At 72.4% G+C, this 21,255-nt stretch carries 15 protein-coding genes and 1 pseudogene; 9 read left to right on the forward strand and 7 right to left on the reverse strand.

The annotated features are described in order from the left end of the window. Positions 1-246: 246 nt before the first annotated feature. The 6 genes from E1265_RS15680 to E1265_RS15700 all read left to right on the forward strand — a co-directional run bounded on the left by E1265_RS15680 (position 247) and on the right by E1265_RS15700 (position 7,059). Complete coding sequence (locus E1265_RS15680; protein ID WP_132930922.1) at positions 247-1,401, forward strand: aldose epimerase family protein; 1,155 nt, start codon at positions 247-249, stop codon at positions 1,399-1,401. Positions 1,402-1,416: 15 nt separating this feature from the next. Then, positions 1,417-3,981, forward strand: coding sequence for an alpha-L-arabinofuranosidase C-terminal domain-containing protein (locus tag E1265_RS15685; RefSeq protein ID WP_132930923.1), 2,565 nt, complete (start codon positions 1,417-1,419; stop codon positions 3,979-3,981). 150 nt (positions 3,982-4,131) lie between these two features. Continuing rightward, positions 4,132-5,175, forward strand: a complete 1,044-nt coding sequence (locus E1265_RS15690; protein WP_132930924.1) for an NAD(P)-dependent alcohol dehydrogenase — start codon at positions 4,132-4,134, stop codon at positions 5,173-5,175. A gap of 218 nt (positions 5,176-5,393) precedes the next feature. Next, positions 5,394-6,161, forward strand: a complete 768-nt coding sequence (locus E1265_RS15695; protein ID WP_132930925.1) for an NPP1 family protein — start codon at positions 5,394-5,396, stop codon at positions 6,159-6,161. 83 nt (positions 6,162-6,244) lie between these two features. After that, the gene (locus tag E1265_RS37030; RefSeq protein ID WP_165953761.1) at positions 6,245-6,406 is read left to right on the forward strand and encodes a hypothetical protein; all 162 of its coding nucleotides are present in this window, start codon (positions 6,245-6,247) and stop codon (positions 6,404-6,406) included. Then, on the forward strand, positions 6,403-7,059 hold the full coding sequence (locus E1265_RS15700) for a DsbA family oxidoreductase (protein WP_132930926.1): 657 nt from the start codon (positions 6,403-6,405) through the stop codon (positions 7,057-7,059). The genes E1265_RS37030 and E1265_RS15700 overlap by 4 nt, the downstream gene beginning before the upstream one ends. Before the next feature lie 16 nt (positions 7,060-7,075). Here E1265_RS15700 and E1265_RS15705 read toward each other — a convergent pair whose 3' ends face one another. Beyond that, positions 7,076-8,938, reverse strand: a complete 1,863-nt coding sequence (locus tag E1265_RS15705; RefSeq protein WP_132930927.1) for a hypothetical protein — start codon at positions 8,936-8,938, stop codon at positions 7,076-7,078. 234 nt (positions 8,939-9,172) lie between these two features. On the opposite strand from E1265_RS15705, the gene E1265_RS15710 reads away from it, so the two are divergent. Further along, a complete protein-coding gene (locus E1265_RS15710) occupies positions 9,173-10,120 on the forward strand; it encodes an aldo/keto reductase (protein ID WP_243740824.1) in 948 nt (315 codons plus the stop codon). On the opposite strand, the gene E1265_RS15715 is transcribed toward E1265_RS15710, so the two are convergent. Beyond that, positions 10,078-11,436, reverse strand: a complete 1,359-nt coding sequence (locus tag E1265_RS15715) for an FAD-dependent oxidoreductase (protein WP_132930928.1) — start codon at positions 11,434-11,436, stop codon at positions 10,078-10,080. The genes E1265_RS15710 and E1265_RS15715 overlap by 43 nt on opposite strands. 167 nt (positions 11,437-11,603) lie before the next feature. Between E1265_RS15715 and E1265_RS15720 the strand changes: the two are divergent. After that, positions 11,604-12,506, forward strand: a pseudogene (locus tag E1265_RS15720) (hypothetical protein). Positions 12,507-12,515: 9 nt separating this feature from the next. Here the strand turns inward: E1265_RS15720 and E1265_RS15725 are convergent. Further along, positions 12,516-13,130 (reverse strand): ABATE domain-containing protein, encoded by a 615-nt coding sequence (locus tag E1265_RS15725; protein WP_132930929.1) that lies wholly within the window; start codon positions 13,128-13,130, stop codon positions 12,516-12,518. A 275-nt stretch (positions 13,131-13,405) separates the two neighbouring features. On the opposite strand from E1265_RS15725, the gene E1265_RS15730 reads away from it, so the two are divergent. Next, positions 13,406-14,083, forward strand: a complete 678-nt coding sequence (locus E1265_RS15730) for a GntR family transcriptional regulator (RefSeq protein WP_132930930.1) — start codon at positions 13,406-13,408, stop codon at positions 14,081-14,083. On the opposite strand, the gene E1265_RS15735 is transcribed toward E1265_RS15730, so the two are convergent. The 4 genes from E1265_RS15735 to E1265_RS15750 all read right to left on the reverse strand — a co-directional run bounded on the left by E1265_RS15735 (position 14,070) and on the right by E1265_RS15750 (position 20,815). Next, positions 14,070-15,551, reverse strand: a complete 1,482-nt coding sequence (locus E1265_RS15735; RefSeq protein ID WP_132930931.1) for an OFA family MFS transporter — start codon at positions 15,549-15,551, stop codon at positions 14,070-14,072. The genes E1265_RS15730 and E1265_RS15735 overlap by 14 nt on opposite strands. A 117-nt stretch (positions 15,552-15,668) precedes the next feature. Further along, complete coding sequence (locus E1265_RS15740) at positions 15,669-17,861, reverse strand: acetate--CoA ligase family protein (RefSeq protein ID WP_132930933.1); 2,193 nt, start codon at positions 17,859-17,861, stop codon at positions 15,669-15,671. A gap of 18 nt (positions 17,862-17,879) precedes the next feature. Beyond that, a complete protein-coding gene (gene frc / locus E1265_RS15745) occupies positions 17,880-19,109 on the reverse strand; it encodes a formyl-CoA transferase (protein WP_132930932.1) in 1,230 nt (409 codons plus the stop codon). An 11-nt stretch (positions 19,110-19,120) separates the two neighbouring features. Further along, entirely contained in the window at positions 19,121-20,815 is a 1,695-nt protein-coding gene (locus tag E1265_RS15750) for a thiamine pyrophosphate-binding protein (RefSeq protein ID WP_132930934.1), read from the reverse strand. Positions 20,816-21,255: the final 440 nt, after the last annotated feature.

The following is a 21,255-nucleotide window of genomic DNA, read 5'->3' on the forward strand; positions in this document are numbered from 1 at the left end:
CTCATCGATCGCCCTCCACCCCGGTCCGTTCGGCCTGCCAAACGGCGTTCGGTCAGTGCGCTGAAGGTAGGAGACGGGTCGTGGGTCGTCAATAGTTTCGACGCGAAGCCCCGAATGAATCGGGGCCCCTGCGGGGTGCCGCATCGCTTGACGAACAGTCGGGGCGTCTCTAGGTTCTGGCCCGAATTCCGAACCACGTTCGACATATCGGATGGCCGTCTCGCCCAGTCTAGGAGCCGCTCGCCCATGACCCCCGACAGACGAACCGTGCTCGCCTCCGCAGCCGTCGCCGGCCTCGCCGCCGCCACCACCGGCCTCGCCACCCCGGCCGCCGCCGACGGACGCGCCGACGCCCGCCCGCACCGCGAAACGTTCGGCCACCTGCCGGACGGCACCCGCGTCGACCGCTGGACCCTCGCCCGCGGTGGCACCCGCCTCGCCGTGCTCAGCTACGGCGGCATCGTGCAGGGCCTGGAGATCCCCGACCGGCAGGGCAGGACCACCAACGTCTCGCTCGGCTTCGCCACCCTGGAGCCCTACCTCACCGCCACCACCTACTTCGGCGCGCTGATCGGCCGCTACGGCAACCGCATCGCGGGCGGCCGGTTCACCCTCGACGGCACCACCCACCAACTCCCGCTCAACGACGGGCCCAACAGCCTGCACGGCGGGGACGCCGGCTTCGACAAGCGGGTGTGGGAGATCACCCCGACGGGACCGGCCGCCCTCACCCTGCGCCGCGTCAGCCCCGACGGCGAGATGGGCTACCCGGGCACCCTCGACGTCACCGTCACCTACACCCTCACCGACGACGGCGACTTCCGCATCGACTACGCCGCCACCACCGACGCGCCCACCGTCGTCAACCTGACCAACCACACCTACTTCAACCTGGCGGGCGAGGGCACCGACGGCATCCTCGACCACCGCCTGGAGATCGCCGCCGGCCGCTACACCCCCGTCGACGCGACCCTCATCCCCACCGGCGAGCTCGCGTCCGTCTCCGGCACCCCCTTCGACTTCCGGCGTGGCAAGCCCATCGGCCAGGACATCCGCCGCGGCCACCCCCAACTCGGCCACGGCAAGGGCTTCGACCACAACTTCGTGCTCGACAAGGGCGTCACGAGCCGCCCGCGCCACGCCGCCACCCTGTACCACCCCGGCTCGGGACGCGCCATGACCGTGGCCACCACCGAGCCAGGCGTCCAGTTCTACAGCGGCAACTTCCTCGACGGCTCGCTCGTCGGCACCACGGGCAACGCCTACCGGCAGAGCGACGGCCTCTGCCTGGAGACCCAGCACTTCCCCGACTCCCCGAACCAGCCGCACTTCCCCAGCACCGTCCTCCGCCCGGGCGGGACCTACCGCTCCACCACCGTGCACGGCTTCACCACCCGCTGAGGAGGAGACCAGACGATGCGCGGACACCGACCGCTCCTGGCCGGGACCCTGATCCTGGCCGCCGCGGCCGCGCTGGCGGCCGGGGCGTTACCCGGCGCGGGCGCCGGGGCCTCGGCCGCCCCTGCGCCCGACTACCGGATCACCGTCGACCCGAGGCGCGCGGGCCCCGAGATCTCGGACACCATGTACGGCGTCTTCCTCGAGGACATCAACTTCGCCGCCGACGGCGGCCTCTACGCCGAGCTGGTCCGCAACCGCTCCTTCGAGTTCGGCCCCCGGGACCACGCCTCCTACACCCCGCTGACCGCCTGGTCCGAGGTCGCGCGCGGCGACGCCGAAGGCAGGGCCACCGTCGTCGACGACGCGGGGCGCCTCAACGAGACCAACCGCCAGTACCTCAGGCTCGATCTGGGATCCGGCACCGATCCCGGCACCGATCCCGGCGCCGGATTCGGTGTCCGCAACGCCGGTTTCTTCACCGGCATGGAGATCACCGCCGGCGACTCCTACGACTTCTCGGTCTGGGCCCGCACCGATCAGCCCCAGGGCACCGAGCTGACCGTCGCCCTCGACACCGCGGGCGGCACCCCGCTCGCCGCCGAACTGACCCGCGTCGTCCGGGGCGACAGCTGGACGAAGTACACCGGCACCCTCACCGCCACCGCCTCGGCCTCCGACGGCGGCCTCACCGTGACGGCCGCCGGCGGCGGCACCGTGCGCCTCGACATGGTCTCCCTCTTCCCCCAGGACACCTTCCGCGGCCGCGAGAACGGGCTGCGCCGTGACCTCGCCGAGCGGATCGCCGCCCTGGAACCCGGCTTCCTGCGCTTCCCCGGCGGCTGCCTGGTCAACACCGGCAGCCACGAGGCGTACGCGGCGCCGGACTGGCCGCGCGAACGCTCCTACCAGTGGAAGGAGACCGTCGGCCCGGTCGAGGAACGCGCCGTCAACCACAACTTCTGGGGCTACAACCAGAGTTACGGCCTCGGCTACTTCGAGTACTTCCAGTTCGCGGAGGACGTCGGCGCCATGCCGCTGCCCGTCGTGCCGGCCCTGGTCACCGGCTGTGGCGAGAACCGCGCCACCGACGACCCGGAGCTGCTGGCCCGGCACATCCAGGACACCCTGGACCTCATCGAGTTCGCGAACGGCCCCGCCGACTCCCCGTGGGGCTCGGTCCGCGCCGAGATGGGCCACCCCGAGCCGTTCGGCCTCACCCACCTCGCGGTCGGCAACGAGGAGAACCTGCCCGACGAGTACTTCGAGAACTTCCTCGCCTTCCGCGCCGCCATCGAGGCCGAGTACCCCGAGATCACCGTGATCGGCAACTCGGGCCCGTCCGCCGGCGGCACCACCTTCGACCGCCTCTGGAACCTCAACCGCGAGGCCGACGTCGCCATGGTCGACGAGCACTACTACATGGCGCCCAACTGGTTCCTCAGCAACAACGAGCGCTACGACTCCTACGACCGTTCAGGACCCGACGTCTTCCTCGGCGAGTACGCCTCCCGCGACAACCGCTTCGCCAACGCCCTGGCCGAGGCCGCCTACATGACCGGCCTCGAGCGCAACGCCGACGTCGTCCGCCTCGCCTCCTACGCCCCGCTGCTCGCCCACACCCAGGGCACCCAGTGGCGCCCCGACCTCATCTGGTTCGACAACGACGCCAGTTGGGGCTCGGCGAGCTACGAGGTGCAGCGGCTGTTCGCGGCCAACACCGGTGACCGGGTGGTGCCGAGCCGTTCCACCCCGACCCCCGGCCTCGACGCCGACCTCAGCGGCGCCGTCGGCCTGGCCACCTGGGCCACCAGCGCCGCCTACGACGACGTCACCGTCACCTCGGCGGACGGCGAGACGCTGCTGACCGACGACTTCTCAGGCGGCCTCGACCAGTGGTCGCCCACCACGGGCGCGGGCACCTGGTCGCCGGTGGACGGCGCCCTCGTCCAGGCCGACACCACCTCGACCGACAACATGCTGGTCGCCGGCGACCCCGCCTGGCGGAACTACGACCTGGAGGTGACCGCGACCAAGCGCTCAGGCAGCGAGGGCTTCCTGATCGGCTTCGGTGTCCAGGGCACGGGCGACTACTACTGGTGGAACCTGGGCGGCTGGGGCAACACCCGCTCGGCCGTCGAACAGGCCATCGGCGGCGCCAAGTCGGAGCTCGTCTCCGACGGCACCACCATCGAGACAGGCCGCGCCTACGATATCCGCGTCGAGGTGCGGGGCCGCGAGGTCACTCTCTTCCTGGACGGCGAGGAGTGGGGGAGCTTCACCGTGCCGACCCCCGAGCCGTTCCGCCAGGTGGTCACCCGCGACGCCGAGACGGGTGAGCTGATCATCAAGGTCGTCAACGCGCGGGACGAGGCGGCCGTCACCGCGATCGACCTCGGCCGCCGCGCGAACGTCGGCCGCACCGCCCACGTCACCACCCTCCAGGGCGACCCGGACGCCGTCAACGGCGAGACCGAGCGGCCCATCGCGCCCGTCGAGTCCACCTTCCGCGGCGTCGACGACCGGTTCACCTACACCTTCCCGCCCCACTCCGTGACCTTCCTCCGCGTGCCGCCCCGCTGACCGGCGGCACCCGATTCAGGGCCCGTGGGGGGCCCTGTTACATCCGGGAACGCGGCTCCCCGGCACGCCACGGTCTTCCTCGCGGCGTGCCGGCGGAGCAGCCTGGAGCGCGTACCACCAGACCTTCACCCACTTCCACGCTGGAGAAACGTGCTCAACGTCAAGGCGTACGCCGCGACATCCCCCACCGAGCCCCTGGCTCCGACCACCGTCGAGCGCCGGGACGTCGGCCCGCACGACGTGCTGATCGAGATCAGGTACGCGGGCATCTGTCACTCCGACATCCACACCGTCCGCGGCGAGTGGGGCCCCGTGACCTACCCGCTCGCACCCGGCCACGAGATCGTCGGGATCGTCGCCGAGGTCGGCCCCGAGGTCACCCGGCACGCGGTCGGCGACCGGGTCGGCGTCGGCTGCATGGTCAACTCCTGCCGCGAATGCGAGGCCTGCCGCAGGGGTGAGGAGCAGTACTGCGCCAAGGGCATGATCGGCGCCTACGGTGCCGTGGACGTCGACGGCACCCTCACCCAGGGCGGCTACTCCACCCATGTCGTCGTCACCGAGGACTTCGTCGTCCGGATCCCCGAGGGGCTCCCGCTCGACGCCGCCGCGCCGCTGCTGTGCGCCGGCATCACCACCTACTCGCCGCTGCGGCACTGGAAGGCCGGCCCCGGCAGCAGGGTGGCCGTCGTCGGCCTCGGCGGGCTCGGGCACATGGCCGTCAAGCTCGCGCACGCGATGGGCGCCGAGGTCACCGTGCTCTCCCAGTCGCTGAAGAAGCGCGACGACGGGTTGCGGCTCGGCGCCGACCACTACCACGCCACCAGCGACCCGGGCACCTTCGAGCGGCTGGCCGGCACCTTCGACCTGATCATCAACACGGTGAGCGCGGGCATCGACCTCGACGCCTTCCTCGGGTTGCTCGCCGTCGACGGCACCCTCGTCAACGTCGGCGCCCCGGCCGAGCCGCTGTCGCTCAACGTGTTCTCGCTGCTGATGGCGCGCAAGTCGTTCGCCGGCTCGGTGATCGGCGGCATCCGGGAGACCCAGGAGATGCTGGACTTCTGCGCCGAGCACGGCCTCGGCGCCGAGATCGAGGTCATACCGGCCGCGAAGATCAACGAGGCCTACGAGCGGGTCCTGGCCTCCGACGTGCGGTACCGGTTCGTGATCGACGTCGCGACCCTGAACTGACCGCCGCCACGCCGCCCCGCGCGGAGCGCCGCCCCCCGGGCGTCCGCGCGGGGCGGCGCGCTGTCCGACCGGTCAACGCCCGAGCGCGCCGGCGTTGTTGGTCGACGCTTCATCGGGTGGACACGCGTCGCGCCGGTCCGCGTCACCGGGGTTCCCCAATCATGGTCTGGGCATGACAATCCGATGGGGATCCACTGGGGCGCCGACCGGGAGGACGCATGAAGAAGGGCGCACACATCCGCAGGGCCACCCTCGTCATCGGCGGCGCGCTCGCGCTGGTCGTCGGCCTGCCGGGCGCCGCGCTCGCCGATCCGCCGCAGGCGCTGCCCGGCAACGCCGAGGCCCTGGAGCGCACTTTCCAGCCGGCCTACGACTACGACACGGACGGCTGCTACCCGACGCCCGCCATCGGCCCCGACGGCACCCTGAACGGCGGCCTCAACCCGAGCGGCGCCCTCAACGGCCAGTGCCGCGACGCCTGGGACCTCGACAACACCAACGGCTACTCTCGCGCCAAGTGCGACGGGGAGTGGTGCGCCGTGATGTACGCGCTCTACTTCGAGAAGGACCAGGCGGTGGCGGGCAGCGGGCTCGGCGGTCACCGGCACGACTGGGAGCACGTCGTCGTCTGGGTGCGGAGCGGCCAGGCCCAGTACGTCGCCACCTCGGCCCACGGCGACTTCGACATCCACCGCGCCGACCAGATCCGCTGGGACGGCACCCACCCCAAGATCGTGTACCACAAGGACGGCGTCAGCACCCACTGCTTCCGTCCCGCGGGCGCCAACGACGAGCCGCCGGAGAACCACGACGGGACCTGGCGGTACCCGACCCTGGTCGGCTGGAACGGCTACCCGGCCGGCCTGCGCGACCGGCTGAGCCAGGCGAACTTCGGCTCCGCCACCTTCGGGCTCAGGGACGCCAGCTTCGCCTCCCACCTTGAGCGCGCCCTGCCCGCCGGCGTCCCGTTCGACCCCTACTCCTGAGGGGCGCCCGGCCGCCGGGCACCGCCCACACGTGCGTACAGTGGGGTTAGGCACAAGAAGTAACCAACTCCCTGGGAGTCAGCATGCCGACCTCTCCACCCACCGAGAACGCCGAGCGCCTGGAAGCCGTGGACAGCGCGGCGGACGTCGAGACCGCGGCGGGCGCGCCGGCGGAGGCGCCAGGACTGATCGCCCTCGGTCCGGACGCCGGACCGGTCTGCGCGGACGGGGTGTGCCAGCTGTGAGCACGCTCCGCGTGGACGTCTGGTCGGACGTCGTCTGCCCCTGGTGCTTCATCGGCAAGCGCCGCCTGGAGACCGCCCTCGCCTCGTTCGAGCACGCCGACGAGGTCGAGGTGCGCTGGCACAGCTTCCAGCTCGACCCCTCCCACCCCGTGGGCGTCCGCGAGCCCACCTTCGACATGCTGGCCAAGAAGACCGGCGGCACGCCGGCCCAGGTGCGCGAGATGACCCAGCGGGTGACCGACCTGGCCGCCGCCGAGGGCCTGACCTACCACCTCGACCGCGCCATATCCGTCAACACCCTCGACGCCCACCGGCTCGCCCACCTCGGCGCCGCCCACGGCCTCGGCGACCGGACGCACGAGCGGCTGCTCGCCGCGCACCTCGGCGAGGGCGAGGTCGTCGACGACCACGAGACGCTGGTGCGGCTCGGCGTCGAGGTCGGCCTCCCGGAGGGCGAGATCCGCGAGACGCTGGCCGGCGACGCCTACGCCGCCGAGGTGCGGGCCGACTTCGCCGAGGCCAGGCGCCTCGGCATCACCGGCGTGCCGTTCTTCGTGCTGGACGGCAGGTACGGCGTGTCGGGCGCCCAGCCGACCGAGACCTTCGCGTCCGCGCTCCGGCAGGCGTACGAGGGGGTGGCCGCCGGCCGCTGAGGGCCGGCGGCGGTCGTCACCACAGGAGCAGCACGGTGATCGCGGTCAGCGCGATCGCCGCGACCAGCACCGGGCCGAGCGGGGCGCCGTGGTCGGCCGCCCGGGAGTCGCGCTCGGGTCGCAGCTCGGGGTGGTGGCGCAGGGCGCGGATCTCCTCGACGGTCCGCTCGGCGCGCGGCTGGTGGCCGAGCCGGCGCTCCAGCCAGGAGAAGCCGGTGAAGCTGAGCGACATCGACTCCTCGCCGCGCACGCCGACACGGATGTCGTCGCCCTCCCGCCACACGGCGGTCAGCCGCTCCCACGGGACGTGCCGCACCCGCCAGGCGCCCGTCAGCCACAGGCCCCGACGGTCCGCGGTGATCCGCCAGTTGAGGGCGGTGGCGGAGGACCCGAGGACCGCGGGCAGGCCGAGCAGCAGCAGCCAGTGCGGGGCGGGCTCGCCGGACAGGAGGGTGCTCACCGCGCCGAGTTGGGCGAGGAGGAGGCCGAGGCCGACGAACCGCGAGACCCTGCCGGCCGACCAGCTCCGCGGCTCGGCGCCCGGTCCCAGCCTGGCCGCGGCGGCCTCGATCGCCGCGACCGAGGCGGTGTCGGCGGCCACGGCCGAGCGCCGGGAGCGGCGCGGGCGCGGGGGGCGCGCGGGCGTGGACCGCGGCGCCGCGACCGGCGCCGCCCTGACCGGCGAGGTGGAGCACTCGAGCAGCGGCTCGCCGAAGGAGTCGGCGAGGAAGGCGAGTTCGCCGCCGGGCCGGGGCGCGCCGTAGAGCACGCCCTCGTGCAGCGGCGGCGCATCGTCGGTCGGCTCCGCCTCGTCGTCCGCATCCTCGTCAGCCTCCTCGTCAGCCTCGTCGTCAGCCTCGTCGAACGCCGGCAGCGAGTCGAACGAGAGGACGGGGCGGGTGGCGGCCGGGTCGTCGACCGGGTACACCACGGTGCGGCCCCGGTGGTCCTCGGTCACCAGCACCCGCAGGGTGGGCAGCGGCGCCGAGCGCAGCGACTGGGCGCGGCGCCGGCCGTCCAGGCCGTTGGCGAGGAAGGCGACGCCCGGCACGCCGAGCAGCAGCATCAGGAACTGCCAGCCGGCCGCGTCGTAGGGCTCGGCGACCAGCCGCAGCCAGTCGCCGTCGACCAGCACCGCGATCTCGCCGCCCACCGGGTAGTCCTCGGCGTAGGCCTCGACGGTCCTGGCGTCCTCCTCGCCCGGCAGCGCGACGGAGATCTCGTCCTCGCCCTGCCGGGTGACCTCGGCCCTGACCACGGTGGCCCGGGCGGCGCGCGCCTCGTGGTCGGCGACGCCGCGCACGCCCTGCCAGGCGGCGAGGGTCGCGCCGGCGAGCAGCAGCGAGCCGACGGCGAGCGAGAACGTGCCCCGGTTGAACCCGGCCGCCGCGGGCGGCAGCGGGTGCCTCGCGGGGCCCGCCGCGTCCAGGGCGAGCCGGCGCTGCGCGTGGTACGCGGCCCGCCGGTGGTGCGCGCTCGCCAGCGCGAAGCCGGCGGCCAGCAGCACCGCGAGCCTGCCGGTGCCGTCGGCCGCGCCGAGCGCCGAGTCGGCCAGCATGCAGACGGCGGCGGTCGGTCCCATGGTCAGCAGGGCGAGGCCCGGCAGCCGCCGCACCCAGTAGAGCTGGAGCAGCGCGAGACCCGCGAGGAGCGCCCCCGACCACTCGGGGCCGCAGGGCGCCGCCTCGGAACAGACCGGTCCCGGCGAGACGGCGAGCGCCCAGACCCCGGCGACCAGCAGCGCGCCCACGGCCCACCGGGGCCGGGACCAGCGGGCGGGGCCGGCGGCGAGCCAGCGGCGGGTGTCGGCGGAGCGCCAGTCACGGGTGCCGCTCGGTATCCGGTCGGGCGGCAGCGGGACGATCTCGCGTTCGGTCACCCGTGCATTATGTGGGGGGTCCCCGCCGGCGAGGCGGTGAACGACGGGCTGGGCTAGATTCTGACGCGTCAGTGATCGGACGTGAACGAACAGTGAGGCTGACCGCATGCGACACATCCCCCTGGGGCAGCACGGCCCGACGGTGTCCGCCGTGGGATTCGGGGCCATGGCCCTGGCGTCGGGCATCTACACGAGATCGAGGAGCGCGAGGCGGCCGACACGCTGCTGGCCGCGGTGGACGCCGGCACGACGTTAGTCGACACCGCCGACATCTACGGCGCGGGGCACAGCGAGGAGTTGATCGGCCGGGTGCTCGGACCCCGCCGGTCCGAGATCACGCTGGCCACCAAGTTCGGCGGCGACGTCGACGAGCGGGGCCGGCTGGTGCCCGGCATGGGCAGGGCTGACTACATCCGCGGCGCCCTGACGGCCAGCCTGCGCCGGCTCGGCACCGACCACGTCGACCTCTACTACCTGCACCGCCTCGACCCGAGCACCCCCGTGGAGGACACCGTCGGCGTCCTCGCCGAGCTGGTGCGCGAGGGCCTGATCGGTCACATCGGCCTCTCCGAGGTGTCAGGGGCCACGCTCCGCCGCGCCCACGCGGTGCATCCCGTCGCGGCCGTCCAGACCGAGTACTCGCTGCTCAGCCGCGCCCCGGAGGCCGATGTGCTGCCGGCCTGCCGGGAGTTGGGCGTCGGCTTCGTCGCCTACAGCCCGCTGGGCCGCGGCCTGCTCGGCGGCACCGTCCGCACCGCCGAGGACCTGGGCCCCCGTGACTGGCGGCGCGGCAACCCCCGGTTCCAGGCCGACAACCTGCCCCACAACGTGTCCCTGGCCGAAGCCGTGGCCACCCTCGCCGACGCGAGCGGGATCTCCGCCGCCCAACTCGCCCTGGCCTGGCTGCTGCACCGGAAGCCGTCCCGATCCCCGGCACCCGCCGGGCCGCCAACGCCCGCGCCAACGCGGCGGCGGCCGACCTCGCCCTGGACCCCGCCGTCTTCGCACGCCTCGAGGAGCTCGTCCCGTCCGGCTCGGTCGCGGGATCGCAGGCCGACGAGGCCTACCTGGCCAACATCGACGCCGGCTGACGGCCGTCTCGGCCGCCCGAAAGCAGCGCCACGGCGGCCCGGCCGGCGTCAGTGCCGGACGCGCGCCCGCACCTCCTCCGGGCTGAGGTAGGCGTCCGTCTGCTCGAACTCCCGCAGCGTGCCCGCGTGTTCGCCGAGGAAGCCGATGCGCACGAAGTCGTCGCCGACCGCCGCGTTGAGGAGCCAGTTGGCGCCGGTGCGGAACCGCGCGGCGCTCGTCGGCAGCGTCGCGAGGTGGTAGCCGCGGGCCACCAACTGGGCTGGGAAACCGGTGAGTTGGACGCCCAGCGGCTTGGAGACCGCCTCCCGCCCGCCGAGGTCGACGACTAGGCCGAGGTCGCGGTGGCGGTAGGACGTCATCGGGCGGCCACGCAGCCGCGCCGCCAGGTTCTCGGCCGCGTGCCGGCCCTGGCGGGCGGCGTGCTGCGCGGTGGGCGCGCAGACGGCGCCGTCGCCCCTGGCCAGGTCGGGCACCGCGGCGGCGTCGCCGAGCGCCAGGACGCGGTCGAGCCCGGGCACCGTGAAGTCGGGGTTGGCGGCGATCCGGCCGCGCACCGTCTCGCAGCCGAGCGAGTCGATCAGCGGGCTCGCGGCCACGCCGGCCGTCCAGATCAGCGTGCGGGAGGCCAGCGTGCGGCCGTCCGTAAGGCTGACCGAGTCGGGGGTGACGGACTGCACGGTGGTGCCGAGCGAGACGTGCACCCCGCGTTCGCGCAGCAGCCGCAGCGCCTCGGCGCCGAGCCGCTCGCCCAGCTCGGGCAGCAGCTTGGGGGCGACGTCGAGCAGGTGCCAGCGGATCAGGTCGGTGTTGAGCCGTGGGTAGTAGCGGCGGGCGGCGGCCGCGGTGAGGCGCTGCAGGCCGGCCAGGGTCTCGACGCCGGCGTAGCCGCCGCCGACCACCACGAACTGCAGCCGGGCGGCCCGCTCCGCCTCGTCCAGGGTGGCGGCCGCCAGGTCGAGCTGGGCGATCACGTGGTCGCGCAGGAAGGCCGCCTGGGCCAACGTCTTCATGCCGCGGGCCTGCTCGGGGAGGCCGGGGATGTCGAAGGAGCGGGTGACGCTGCCCGGGCTCAGCACCAGGTGGTCGTAGGACAGATCGAGGCTGCGGCCGTTGATGGTGCGGACCACGCAGACCCGGGACCCGGGATCGACGCCGAGCACCCGCCCCGGCACCAGGTCGGTGCGGCGCAGCAGCCGGCGCAGCGAGGGCGCGACCGACTGGGGGGTGATGACGCCGGCCGCGACGTGCGGCAGCAGCGGCAGGTAGAGCTGGTAGTCGGCGGGGGAGACCAGGACGATGCGGGCCTCCTCGGGCCGCAGCCGGCGTTCGAGGCGGCGGGCGCACTCCACCCCGGCGAAGCCGCCGCCGACGATCACGATGCTGGGTCGGTCGTTCGGTGTGCCCATGGCTGGTTCCCTCTGCGACGTTGCCTGCCTGGTGGCTCAGCCCAGGCTTACACGGGATGCCGGGCCCCGCCAGCGCAGCGCCGCCGGACGGCGGGCGCCGGCAACATCGACGCGTGGTGGCCACTGATGTGTGACACAGCACCCCACCCCCACAGAGAGGAACGCGCATGCCACGCCGCACGCGCGCCCGTGCTCGCACCCGCCGCTTATGGCGGTCCGGCCTGGTCGCGGCGCTGACGATGGTGGTCGCCGCGGTGTTCGCCAGCCCTCCCCCAGCTAACGCTGGGTGGGACCCCCAGGCGGCCGCGAACCGGCAGATTGCCGAGGTGGCGGCCGACGACTGGACCCCGCCGGCCCACCTGGCCCAGGGCCTGGACGAGGTCTGGCGGCATGTGGAGAGCACGTACCCCAACCTGTACGGCTTCCGCAACTACGGCTGGGACCAGCTCATGGCCAACGGCGGCCGACTTCAGTACTGCGTCCGCTGGGAGTCCAACACGCCGGTGACCGCGCAGATGCGCGACCAGATCAACGCGTCCATCCAGCGGCAGTGGACCAAGTGGTTCGACGGCTGCGCGGCTGGGGCAACTCCCCCTACGCCCAGGTGCCGGTGCAGGTCGTCGGCTGGGCCGCCCGCGACCGCTCGCGGCTGTGGAAAGACAACTCCGTCGACCTCTACATCGGCAACCTGGACAGCGGCGGCGCCCCGCGCTGCGCCCCCGAGTGCGACCGTTTCTACCACCAGGACGGCAACTACTCGCCCTGTCCCGGCGGCGCGGCCCGCCACTTCGACCAGTCGCTGTGGCTGACCGACGGCTTCGGCGGCGGCGCCGGCGGAGACTGGGGCCAGCGGATGGGCCGAGTACTACATGGGCGCTGTCAACCAGGACAACATCCATACTGTTCCACGAGATGGGCACACGGTGGGCCTCGACGACTTCTACGACTGGACGCCCACCGGCGTCGGCGGCTTCCTGATGAAGGCCGGCACCGCCACCCAGATCACCGAGTTCGACCGGTGGATGGCCAGGGACTTCTGGCGCCATCTGCGGAGCCGCTACGGCCTGTGAGTCATCGGCTCAGGCCCGGGCGGCGCCGTGCCTGGCCTGATGGCGGCGGGCCTTGACCCGGTTGCCGCAGCGGGCCATCGAACACCAGCGGCGGTTGTGCGCCGGGGAGCGGTCGAGGAAGCGCAGCGCGCAGCGCGCGCCGCCGCAGACCCGCACCCGGCGCACGGCCGGCGTGAGCACCAGGTCGATCGCGTCCTGGGCCACCAGGCCCAGAGCGGCGGCCGGGTCCTCGGCTTCCCTGGCGGCCGTGCCCGGTGCCAACTCGTCTTCGACGAGGACGAGTTGGCGGACCGGCGCGGGCGCGACCGTGCCTGTCTCGTTGATCACCTCGATGTCGCGGGGGGCCGGCAGGCGGCCGTCCCGCACGGTCAGCACCGTGCGGTCGATCGCCTCGCGCAGCCGGCGCGCGGTGGTCAACAGCCCCTCCTCGGCCCCTTCGGGGCCGGCGGGTGAGCACCGCGGCTCGCCCGGGGCGGCGAGCAGCCCCGCACCCGCGAGCCAGCGCACCAGCTCGGGCGGCGCCGGCAGGGTCTCGCGCGGCGAAGTCCCCCGGTCGAGCAGCGTGTTGACGAAGTCGAGGCAGACCCTGCCACCGTCCCTGATCCAGCTGTCCTCGGCCGCCATGGTTCCATTCTGCCGGGCGCCCCTGGGGAGTTGACGGGGGCCGGACGACGCAGGGGGCGCATCCCGTCGTCCGGCCCCCTTCGGTGTGCGTGGCCGAGGCGAGGGGCGGGCCCGAACGCCCCGGCCGCGTACACGATCCGGGAAGGGGAATGGGAAGCCGAAGTGGGCGGTTGTGAAACAGATCACGCGTCGCGGCGGCCCCGTGGGGTGAGGCGCTCTCGTACCCTGGACCTCCAGGATTCTGTAGACGAAATGCAATCGGGAGGGGTGTCGGGATGCTGTCCAAGGGCCTGACGCAGGGCACGGTGCCCCGGCTCGAGCGGCCGGGGCCGCTGCGCGAGCGGGTGTACGAGACCCTGCTCGAGCTCATCACCACCCGCGCCCTCCGCCCCGGACAGCATCTGGTGGAGAGCGAGTTGGCCGCCCACCTCGGCGTGAGCCGGCAGCCCGTGCGCGAGGCGCTGCAGCGGCTCAGCACCGAGGGGTGGGTCGATCTGCGGCCGGCCCAGGGCGCGTTCGTGCACGAGCCCACCGACGAGGAGGCCGACCAGCTGCTCACCGTCCGCACCCTGCTGGAGGCCGAGGCCGCCCGGCTGGCCGCGGGGCGTGCCGACGCCGCGGGCATCGCCGGCCTCGAGGAGCTGTGCGACCGCGGCGAGGCCGCCGCCCGCACGGAGGACGTGGAGAGCGTTATCGAGCTCAACACACGCTTCCACGCCGCCGTGTTGGAGATGGCGGCCAACGCCGTGCTGGCCGAGCTGATCGGTCAGGTGGGTCGCCGGGTGCGCTGGTACTACGCGCCCGTCGCGCGGCAGCGCGGCATGACGTCGTGGATCGAGCACCGCGAGCTCATCGCCGCCCTCAGGGACGGTGACGGCGAGCGCGCCACCCGGATCATGCGCCAGCACACCGAGCACACCCGGCGTTCCTACCATGAGCTCAGGCCCTCCTGACCTCCTCGTGCACCGGCTCCGCGAGCCCGGCCGTCGTCGGCTCGACGGCCGGCTCAGTCACCGGTTCCGTCAGCGTCTCCGCCTCCACGTCCCGGCTGATGGGCCGTGGGTTGGGCGCGACCTTCCGCGCGTCCTCCCGGCCCGGCTGCCGTAGCAGCAGGGAGAGGACGGCGGAGAACAGGCCGATGAGGCCGGCCAGGATGAACGCGCCCTCGTAGTCCCACGCTCCGACCACGACCGCGCCCATGCCGGAGCCGAGCAGGCCACTGACCAGCTTGGAGCTGTACACCATCCCGTAGTTGGTGGCGTTGTGGTTCTCCCCGAAGAAGTCCGCGGTCATCGCGGCGAACAGCGGGAAGATCGCGCCGCCGCCGAAGCCGGAGATCATCGAGAAGAACAGGAACAGCGGCATGTTACCGATGGACCCGGACCACAACACGCCGAACTGCGCCATGCCCAGCACCACGCAGACGAACGTCAGGGTCTGGCGCCGGCCGTAGAGGTCGGATATCCAGCCGATGATGCCGCGCCCGGTGCCGTTGACGATGGCCTTGAGCGACATCGCGGTGGCCACGATCCCGCCCGCGAAGCCCATGTCGTCGCCGAACGGCACCTGGAAGGCGATGCCGAAGATGTTCACGCCGGCCGTGCACAGCAGGCAGAGCCACATCAGGTAGAGCACCGGGGTGCGCCTGGCCTCCGCCGGGGTGTACTGCCGCACCGCCGGCGGGTTCTTCTGCAGCGCACGCGCGGTCCGAGCGTCGGTGTGCCGCTGGAGCGGGTCGACGTGCTCGGGCCACCAGTTCTTCGGCGGGTCCTTGAAGAACAGCCCGGAGACGCCCACCACCAGCAGCGCGTACACGCCGACCCAGTCGAGCACCACGGTGTAGTTGTCCGTGTCCATGTACGAGGTGAAGAGGAACACGAAGGGCACCGCGCCGTAGGCGAAACCGCCGTTGACGAAGCCGGTCTTGCCGCCCTTCCGCTCCGGGTACCACTTGCCCACCATGTTCACGCTGGTCGCGTAGACGAAGCCCGCGCCCGAGCCGCCGAAGAACCCGAAACCCAGGTAGGCCCAGAACACGTTGGGCGCGTGGCTCAGCGCCAGGAAGCCGAGGAAGGCACCGAGCGCCCCGAGCAGCATCGCGGAGCGGGCCGACAGCTTCTCGCTCTCGCGCCACTGCCCCACCGGGAAGGCAACCGCCGCCTGGAAGAACACCCAGACGCTCAGCAGCCAGAAGATGTTGGTCGACGACCAACCGTGCGCGTCGTGCAGGGTTTCCTCGGCCGCGCCGAAGGCGTACTCGCAGATGCTGATGCCCATCATCGCGATCCACGGCAGCAGCACCATCGTCCATCGTGGCCGGCCCATGATGTCCCGGTCGGACTCGCCGACCCGGTAGACCCGCCCGTTGGCGTCCGTCACTTCGCGGAATCGCGCCGTCGCCGACGCGTTCGCTGTGGTCATAACGTTTCCCTCGCGTCCGAAGAGTCTGGTCAGCGCCCCCTGTCCGGTTCTCTTCGCCACCGGCTCCCCCGCGCGTGGATCGCGCGGGGACCGGCGTGCTGAGGTGGTGCCGGGCCATCAGCCCGAGGGGTTGGCCCCCTTGGGCGGCAGCAGCCCCGCCGCCCGCGCCCACTGGTACTTGGCGCCCAGCGCGGCCACGGGCTTCTCCGTGGTGTACGGATACGCGACGACGCCGCGCTCGAAGAGGTAGGCCGCGGCGGCCTCCACCTCGGTGTCTCCGGCGAGCGACGCCACGACGGGCTTGTGGATCCCCCGGTCCCTGAACTCGCCGACCACCCGGGCCGTCAACTCCGCGAAGACCATGGGCGGGGTGACGATGGTGTGCCAGTAGCCCAGGACCAGGGCGTGGATGCGCGGGTCCTCGAGGCCGAGCCTGATGGTGGCCTCGTAGGTGGACGGCGGCTCGCCGCCCGTGATGTCCACCGGGTTGCCCGCTGCCCCGAAGGGCGGAATGAACCTGCGGAACGCCGCGTCGAGATCCGGCGGGATCGTCATCAGGCTCAGTCCGTTGTCCACCACCGCGTCCGAGAGCAGCACGCCGGAGCCGCCGGCGCCGGTGATGATCACGATGTTGTCGCCCCGCGGCGTCGGCAGCACCGGCAACGCCCGGGCGTACTCCAGCATGTCGGCCAGGCCGGGCGCGCGGACCACGCCCGCCTGCCGCAGGATGTCGTCGTAGACCGCGTCGTCGCCGGCCAGCGCGCCGGTGTGAGAGCCGGCGGCGCGCGCCCCGAGCGCGGTGCGGCCGGCCTTGAGGACCACGATCGGCTTCCGGCGCACGGTCTCACGCGCCGCCTCGACGAAGGCCCGACCGTCCTTCAGGTCCTCCAGGTGCATGGCGACGCAGTCGGTGTTCTCGTCCTCCCCGAAGTAGGTGAGCAGGTCGTCCTCGTCCAGGTCCGACTTGTTGCCGAGCCCGACGATCGCGGAGACACCGGTGTTGGTGGTACGGGCGAACCCGAGGATCGCCATCCCGATGCCGCCGCTCTGTGAGGTCAGCGCCACCCCGCCCTTGACGTCGTAGGGCGTGCAGAAGGTGGCGCACAGGTCCTGCCAGGTGGAGTAGTAGCCGTAGATGTTGGGACCGAGCAGCCGCACCCCGTGCCGCTCGGCGATGGCCACCACCCGCTCCTGGAGCTCCTGTTCGCCGGTCTCGGCGAAGCCGGAGGGGATCAGCACCGCGTTGGGGACGCCCTTGCGCCCCACCTCCTCGAGCGCCGCCGGCACGAACTTCGCCGGAATCGCGAACACCGCGACGTCCACCTCGGCCGAGATGTCGAGCACGCTGCGGTACGCCTTGCGGCCCTCGATGTCGTCGGCCCTGGGGTGCACCGGGTGGATGTCGCCCGCGAAGCCGCCGTCGATGAGGTTGCGCATCACCGAGTTGCCGATCTTGCCGCGCTCCGCCGAGGCGCCGATCACCGCCACCGCGCGCGGCTTCATCAGCCGCCGCATGGTGCGCAGGATCTCCTCGCGCGAGTACCGGCGGCGCTGCTTCGCCGGCTCGGTCGCCAGCACGATCCTGACGTCCGCGACCACCGCGCCCTCGGCCGTGGCGATCACCGGGTTCAGGTCCACCTCGGCGATCTCGGGGAAGTCGTCGACGAGCCGGGAGACCCGGACGATCTGGCCGGCCAGCGCCTCCCGGTCCACCGGCGGCGCGCCCCGCACCCCGCGCAGCACCTCGGCGGCGCCGATGCCGTCGAGCATGGACAGCGCGTCCTCGCGGGAGGCGGGGGCGAGCCGGAAGGTGACGTCCTTCAACACCTCGACCAGCACCCCGCCGAGCCCGAACGCCACCACCTTGCCGAACGTCGGGTCGGTGACCGCGCCGACGATGACCTCCTGTCCCGGCGGCAGCATCCGCTGCACCTGGACGCCGGCGATCCCGGCCTCCGGGTCGTAGGCCCTGGCGTTGGCGACGACGGTGGCGAAGCCGGCGCGCACCGCGGCCCCGTCGGCCAGGTCGACCAGCACCCCGCCCGCGTCGCTCTTGTGCGAGATGTCCGGGGAGACGATCTTCAGCACCACAGGGAAGCCGATCCGGTCGGCGAGCGCGACGGCCTCGTCCGCGGTCTCGACCACCGCCTCGGCCGGCGTGGCGATCCCGTAGGCGTCGGCTATCACCTTGCCCTCGGGTGCGGTGAGGACGGTCCGGCCCTCGGCCCGCACCGCGTCCAGCAGGTCGCGCACGGCCTGCCGCCCGTGCGGACCCGGCGCGGTCGAACCCTCCTTATCCGAGGACTCCATGCTCTCCGTGGTCATCTGTCAGATCACTCCATTCGCCGCGAGGGTTCGGAACTCCTCGTCGTCCAGGCCGAGTTCGCCTCGGTAGATGTCCTCGTTGTGTTCGCCGAGCAGCGGGGAGCGCTCGACGTCGACGGGGGAGTCGGAGAGCTTCAGCGGGCTGCCGACCGTGGTGAACCGGCCGCGCTCGGGGTGTTCCACCTCGACGATCATCTCGTTGTCCGCGAGGCTGCGGTCGGCGATGATCTCCTCGGTGGAGAGGATCGGCCCGCAGGGGATGTTGTGGGCGTTGAGCCGCTCCAGCACCTCCCACTTGGGCAGGGTGCTCGACCACTCCTCGATCAGCTGGAACATCTTGGCCAGCTTGGGCAGCCGGGCCGCCGGGGTGGCCCACTCCGGGTCGTCCCTGAGCTCGGGCCGGCCGATCAGCTCGGCGATCGGCGCCCAGCCGACCGGCTGCACGATCACGTAGACGTAGTCGTTGGGGCCGCCGGGCGCGCACTTCACCGCCCAGCCGGGCTGGCCGCCGCCCGAGGCGTTGCCCGACCTCGGCACCTCGGTGCCGAACGTCTTGTTGGGGTACTCGGCGAGCGGGCCGTGCGCGAGACGCTGCTGGTCGCGCAGCTTGACCCGGCAGAGGTTGAGCACCGCGTGCTGCATCGCCACGTTGACCCGCTGGCCGCGCCCGGTGGCGTGCCGCTGGTAAAGGGCGGCCAGGATGGCGGCCACGCAGTGGATGCCCGTTCCCGAGTCGCCGATCTGCGCGCCGGTGGCCAGCGGCGGGCCGTCCTCGAAGCCGGTGGTCGACATCGAGCCGCCCATCGCCTGGGCCACCACCTCGTACGCCTTGAACCTGGTGTACGGCCCGTCGCCGAAGCCCTTGATACTGGCGTAGATCATCCGGGGGTTGATCTCCTGGATGCGCTCCCAGGAGAAGCCGAGCCGATCCAGGGTGCCGGGCCCGAAGTTCTCGACGAGCACGTCGAACCGGCCGATGAGGTCGGTCAACAGCTCCTTGCCACGCGGGGACTTGGCGTTGAGGGTGATGCTGCGCTTGTTGCAGTTGAGCATCGTGAAGTAGAGGCTGTCGACGTCCGGCAGGTCGCGCAGCTGCTGCCGGGTGATGTCGCCCGTGGGGGCCTCAAGCTTGACCACGTCGGCGCCGAGCCAGGCGAGCATCTGGGTCGCCGACGGCCCGGACTGGACGTGCGTCATGTCCAGGATCCGTACGCCTTCGAGTGCCTTGGCCATCGTCGGCCTCCTCACTTGTACATGGTCTGGTTCATGGTTCCTGGGGCGTAGGCGTCGGGGTCCACCCAGACGTTGATCAGCGACGGCTTGCCCGACTCGCGGGCGCGCTCCAGCGCCGGCCTGATGTCCGCCGGGTCCCTGACCTCCTCGCCGTAGCCGCCGAGCATCCGCGCGAACTGGTCGAACGGCACGTCCCCGAGGGTGTTGCCGACCCGCTCCCTGGCGTCGCCGTACTTGGCCTTCTGGCCGTAACGGATCTGGTTCATCGACGAGTTGTTGCCGACGATGCCGACGAACGGCAGATCGAAGCGGACCAGCGTCTCGAAGTCCCAGCCGGTGAGCGAGAACGCGCCGTCGCCGAAGAGGGCCACCACCTCGGCCTCGGGGCGGGCGTGCTTGGCGGCCATCACGAACGGGATGCCGACGCCGAGGGTGCCGAGCGGGCCCGGGTCCATCCAGTGCCCGGGCGACTTGGGCTGCACCACCTGCCCGGAGAAGGTGACGATGTCGCCGCCGTCGCCGATGTAGATCGAGTCCTCGGTGAGGAAGTCGTTGATCTCGCTGACCAGCCGGTAGGGGTGGATCGGCGAGGCGTCGGAGCGCAGCTGCGGCAGCCGCTTCTCGATGGCCTTCGCCTCCACGGCGCGCAACTCCTCCAGCCACTCCTTGCGCCGCGAGGCGCCGCCGTTGAGCCGGCCCGTCGCGGCCTCGGCGACCGCGGCCAGGATCAGCCCGGGGTCGCCGACGATGCCCAGGTCCACGTCCCGGTTCTTGCCGACGGTCCGGTAGTCGAGGTCGATCTGGACCACGGTCGCGTCGGGAGAGAGGCGCTTGCCGTAGCCCATCCGGAAGTCGAACGGGGTGCCGACGATCACGATGACGTCGGCGTTGCCGAAGGCGTGCCGGCGGGAGAGCTGGAAGTGGTTGGGGTCGCCTGGCGGCAGCGTGCCGCGCCCGGCGCCGTTCATGTAGGCCGGCAGGTTGAGCTGCCTGACCAGGTCGATGGCGGGCTCGGTGGCGCGGGCCGTCCAGACCTGGCCGCCGAGCAGGATGGCCGGCTTCTCGGCGTGGACCAGCAGGTCCGCGAGCCGCTCGACGGCCGCCGGGTCGCCGGCGGTCCTGGTCGAGGCGCGGTACCCGCCGGCCTTGGGGACCCGCGCGCTGGACACCGGCACCTTGGCGTCCAGCACGTCGCGCGGTATCTCCAGGAACGAAGGCCCGGGCGCGCCGTGGTAGCACTCGCGGAAGGCCATCGACACCAGGTCGGCCACCCGCGCGGTGACCGGCACGGTGGCCGCGAACTTGGTGATGGGCGCCATCATGTCGACGTGGGGCAGGTCCTGAAGCGAGCCCATCTTGTGCTGGCTGTGGGCGCCCTGACCGCCGATCAGCAACATCGGGCTCTCGGCGCGGAACGCGTTGGCCACGCCCGTGACCGCGTCGGTGGTACCGGGCCCCGCGGTGACCACCGCGCAGCCGGGCTTGCCGGTGATCCTGGCGTGTCCGTCCGCGGCGTGCGCGGCCACCTGCTCGTGCCGCACGTCGATGACGTCGATGCCCTCGTCGACGCAGCCGTCGTAGATGTCGATGATGTGGCCGCCGCACAGGGTGTAGATGACGTCCACACCCTCGTTCTTGAGGGCCTTGGCGACCAGGTGCCCGCCTGATATGAGCTGTTCCGGGGCGTCCGAGGTGTCCTTGGGCATGACCAGTTCCGTCCCTTCGTTCGACGCGATGGTCGGGGTCATGGTTTATTGCATACAGTCGACGAATACTGTATGTGCCTGTTATCTCGCATCGACAGGACTGTGTCCAGGGGGCGTTGGCACTTTCTCGCCAAGCCTTCACGGCCTGCCGGCCTGAGCGGTTCGAAGGTTCCGTATGTGTACGTGCGTTGACGCCAAACGACGCCCCCGGCCCGTTCGGCCCAGAGCGCGGGCCCGGCGCCGCCGGTTCCGCGTCCGTGGTCCTTTAGGTCGGTCGGTTCCGGCGGGCTTGGGATGGTGGCGCGGCGTTGCTGGTTGTGGGGTTGGGCTGGTGTGTCGGGCGCGGTGCGGCGTCTGGTCGGGGCGAAGCCTTCGACGGTCGCGCGAAGCGCTGGCCGGCGCTTTGTACCGGCGGTTGCCCAGCCACACGGAAGGGCGGG

This window comes from Streptomyces sp. 8K308 (assembly GCF_004348315.1).
Taxonomy (GTDB): domain Bacteria; phylum Actinomycetota; class Actinomycetes; order Streptomycetales; family Streptomycetaceae; genus Streptomyces.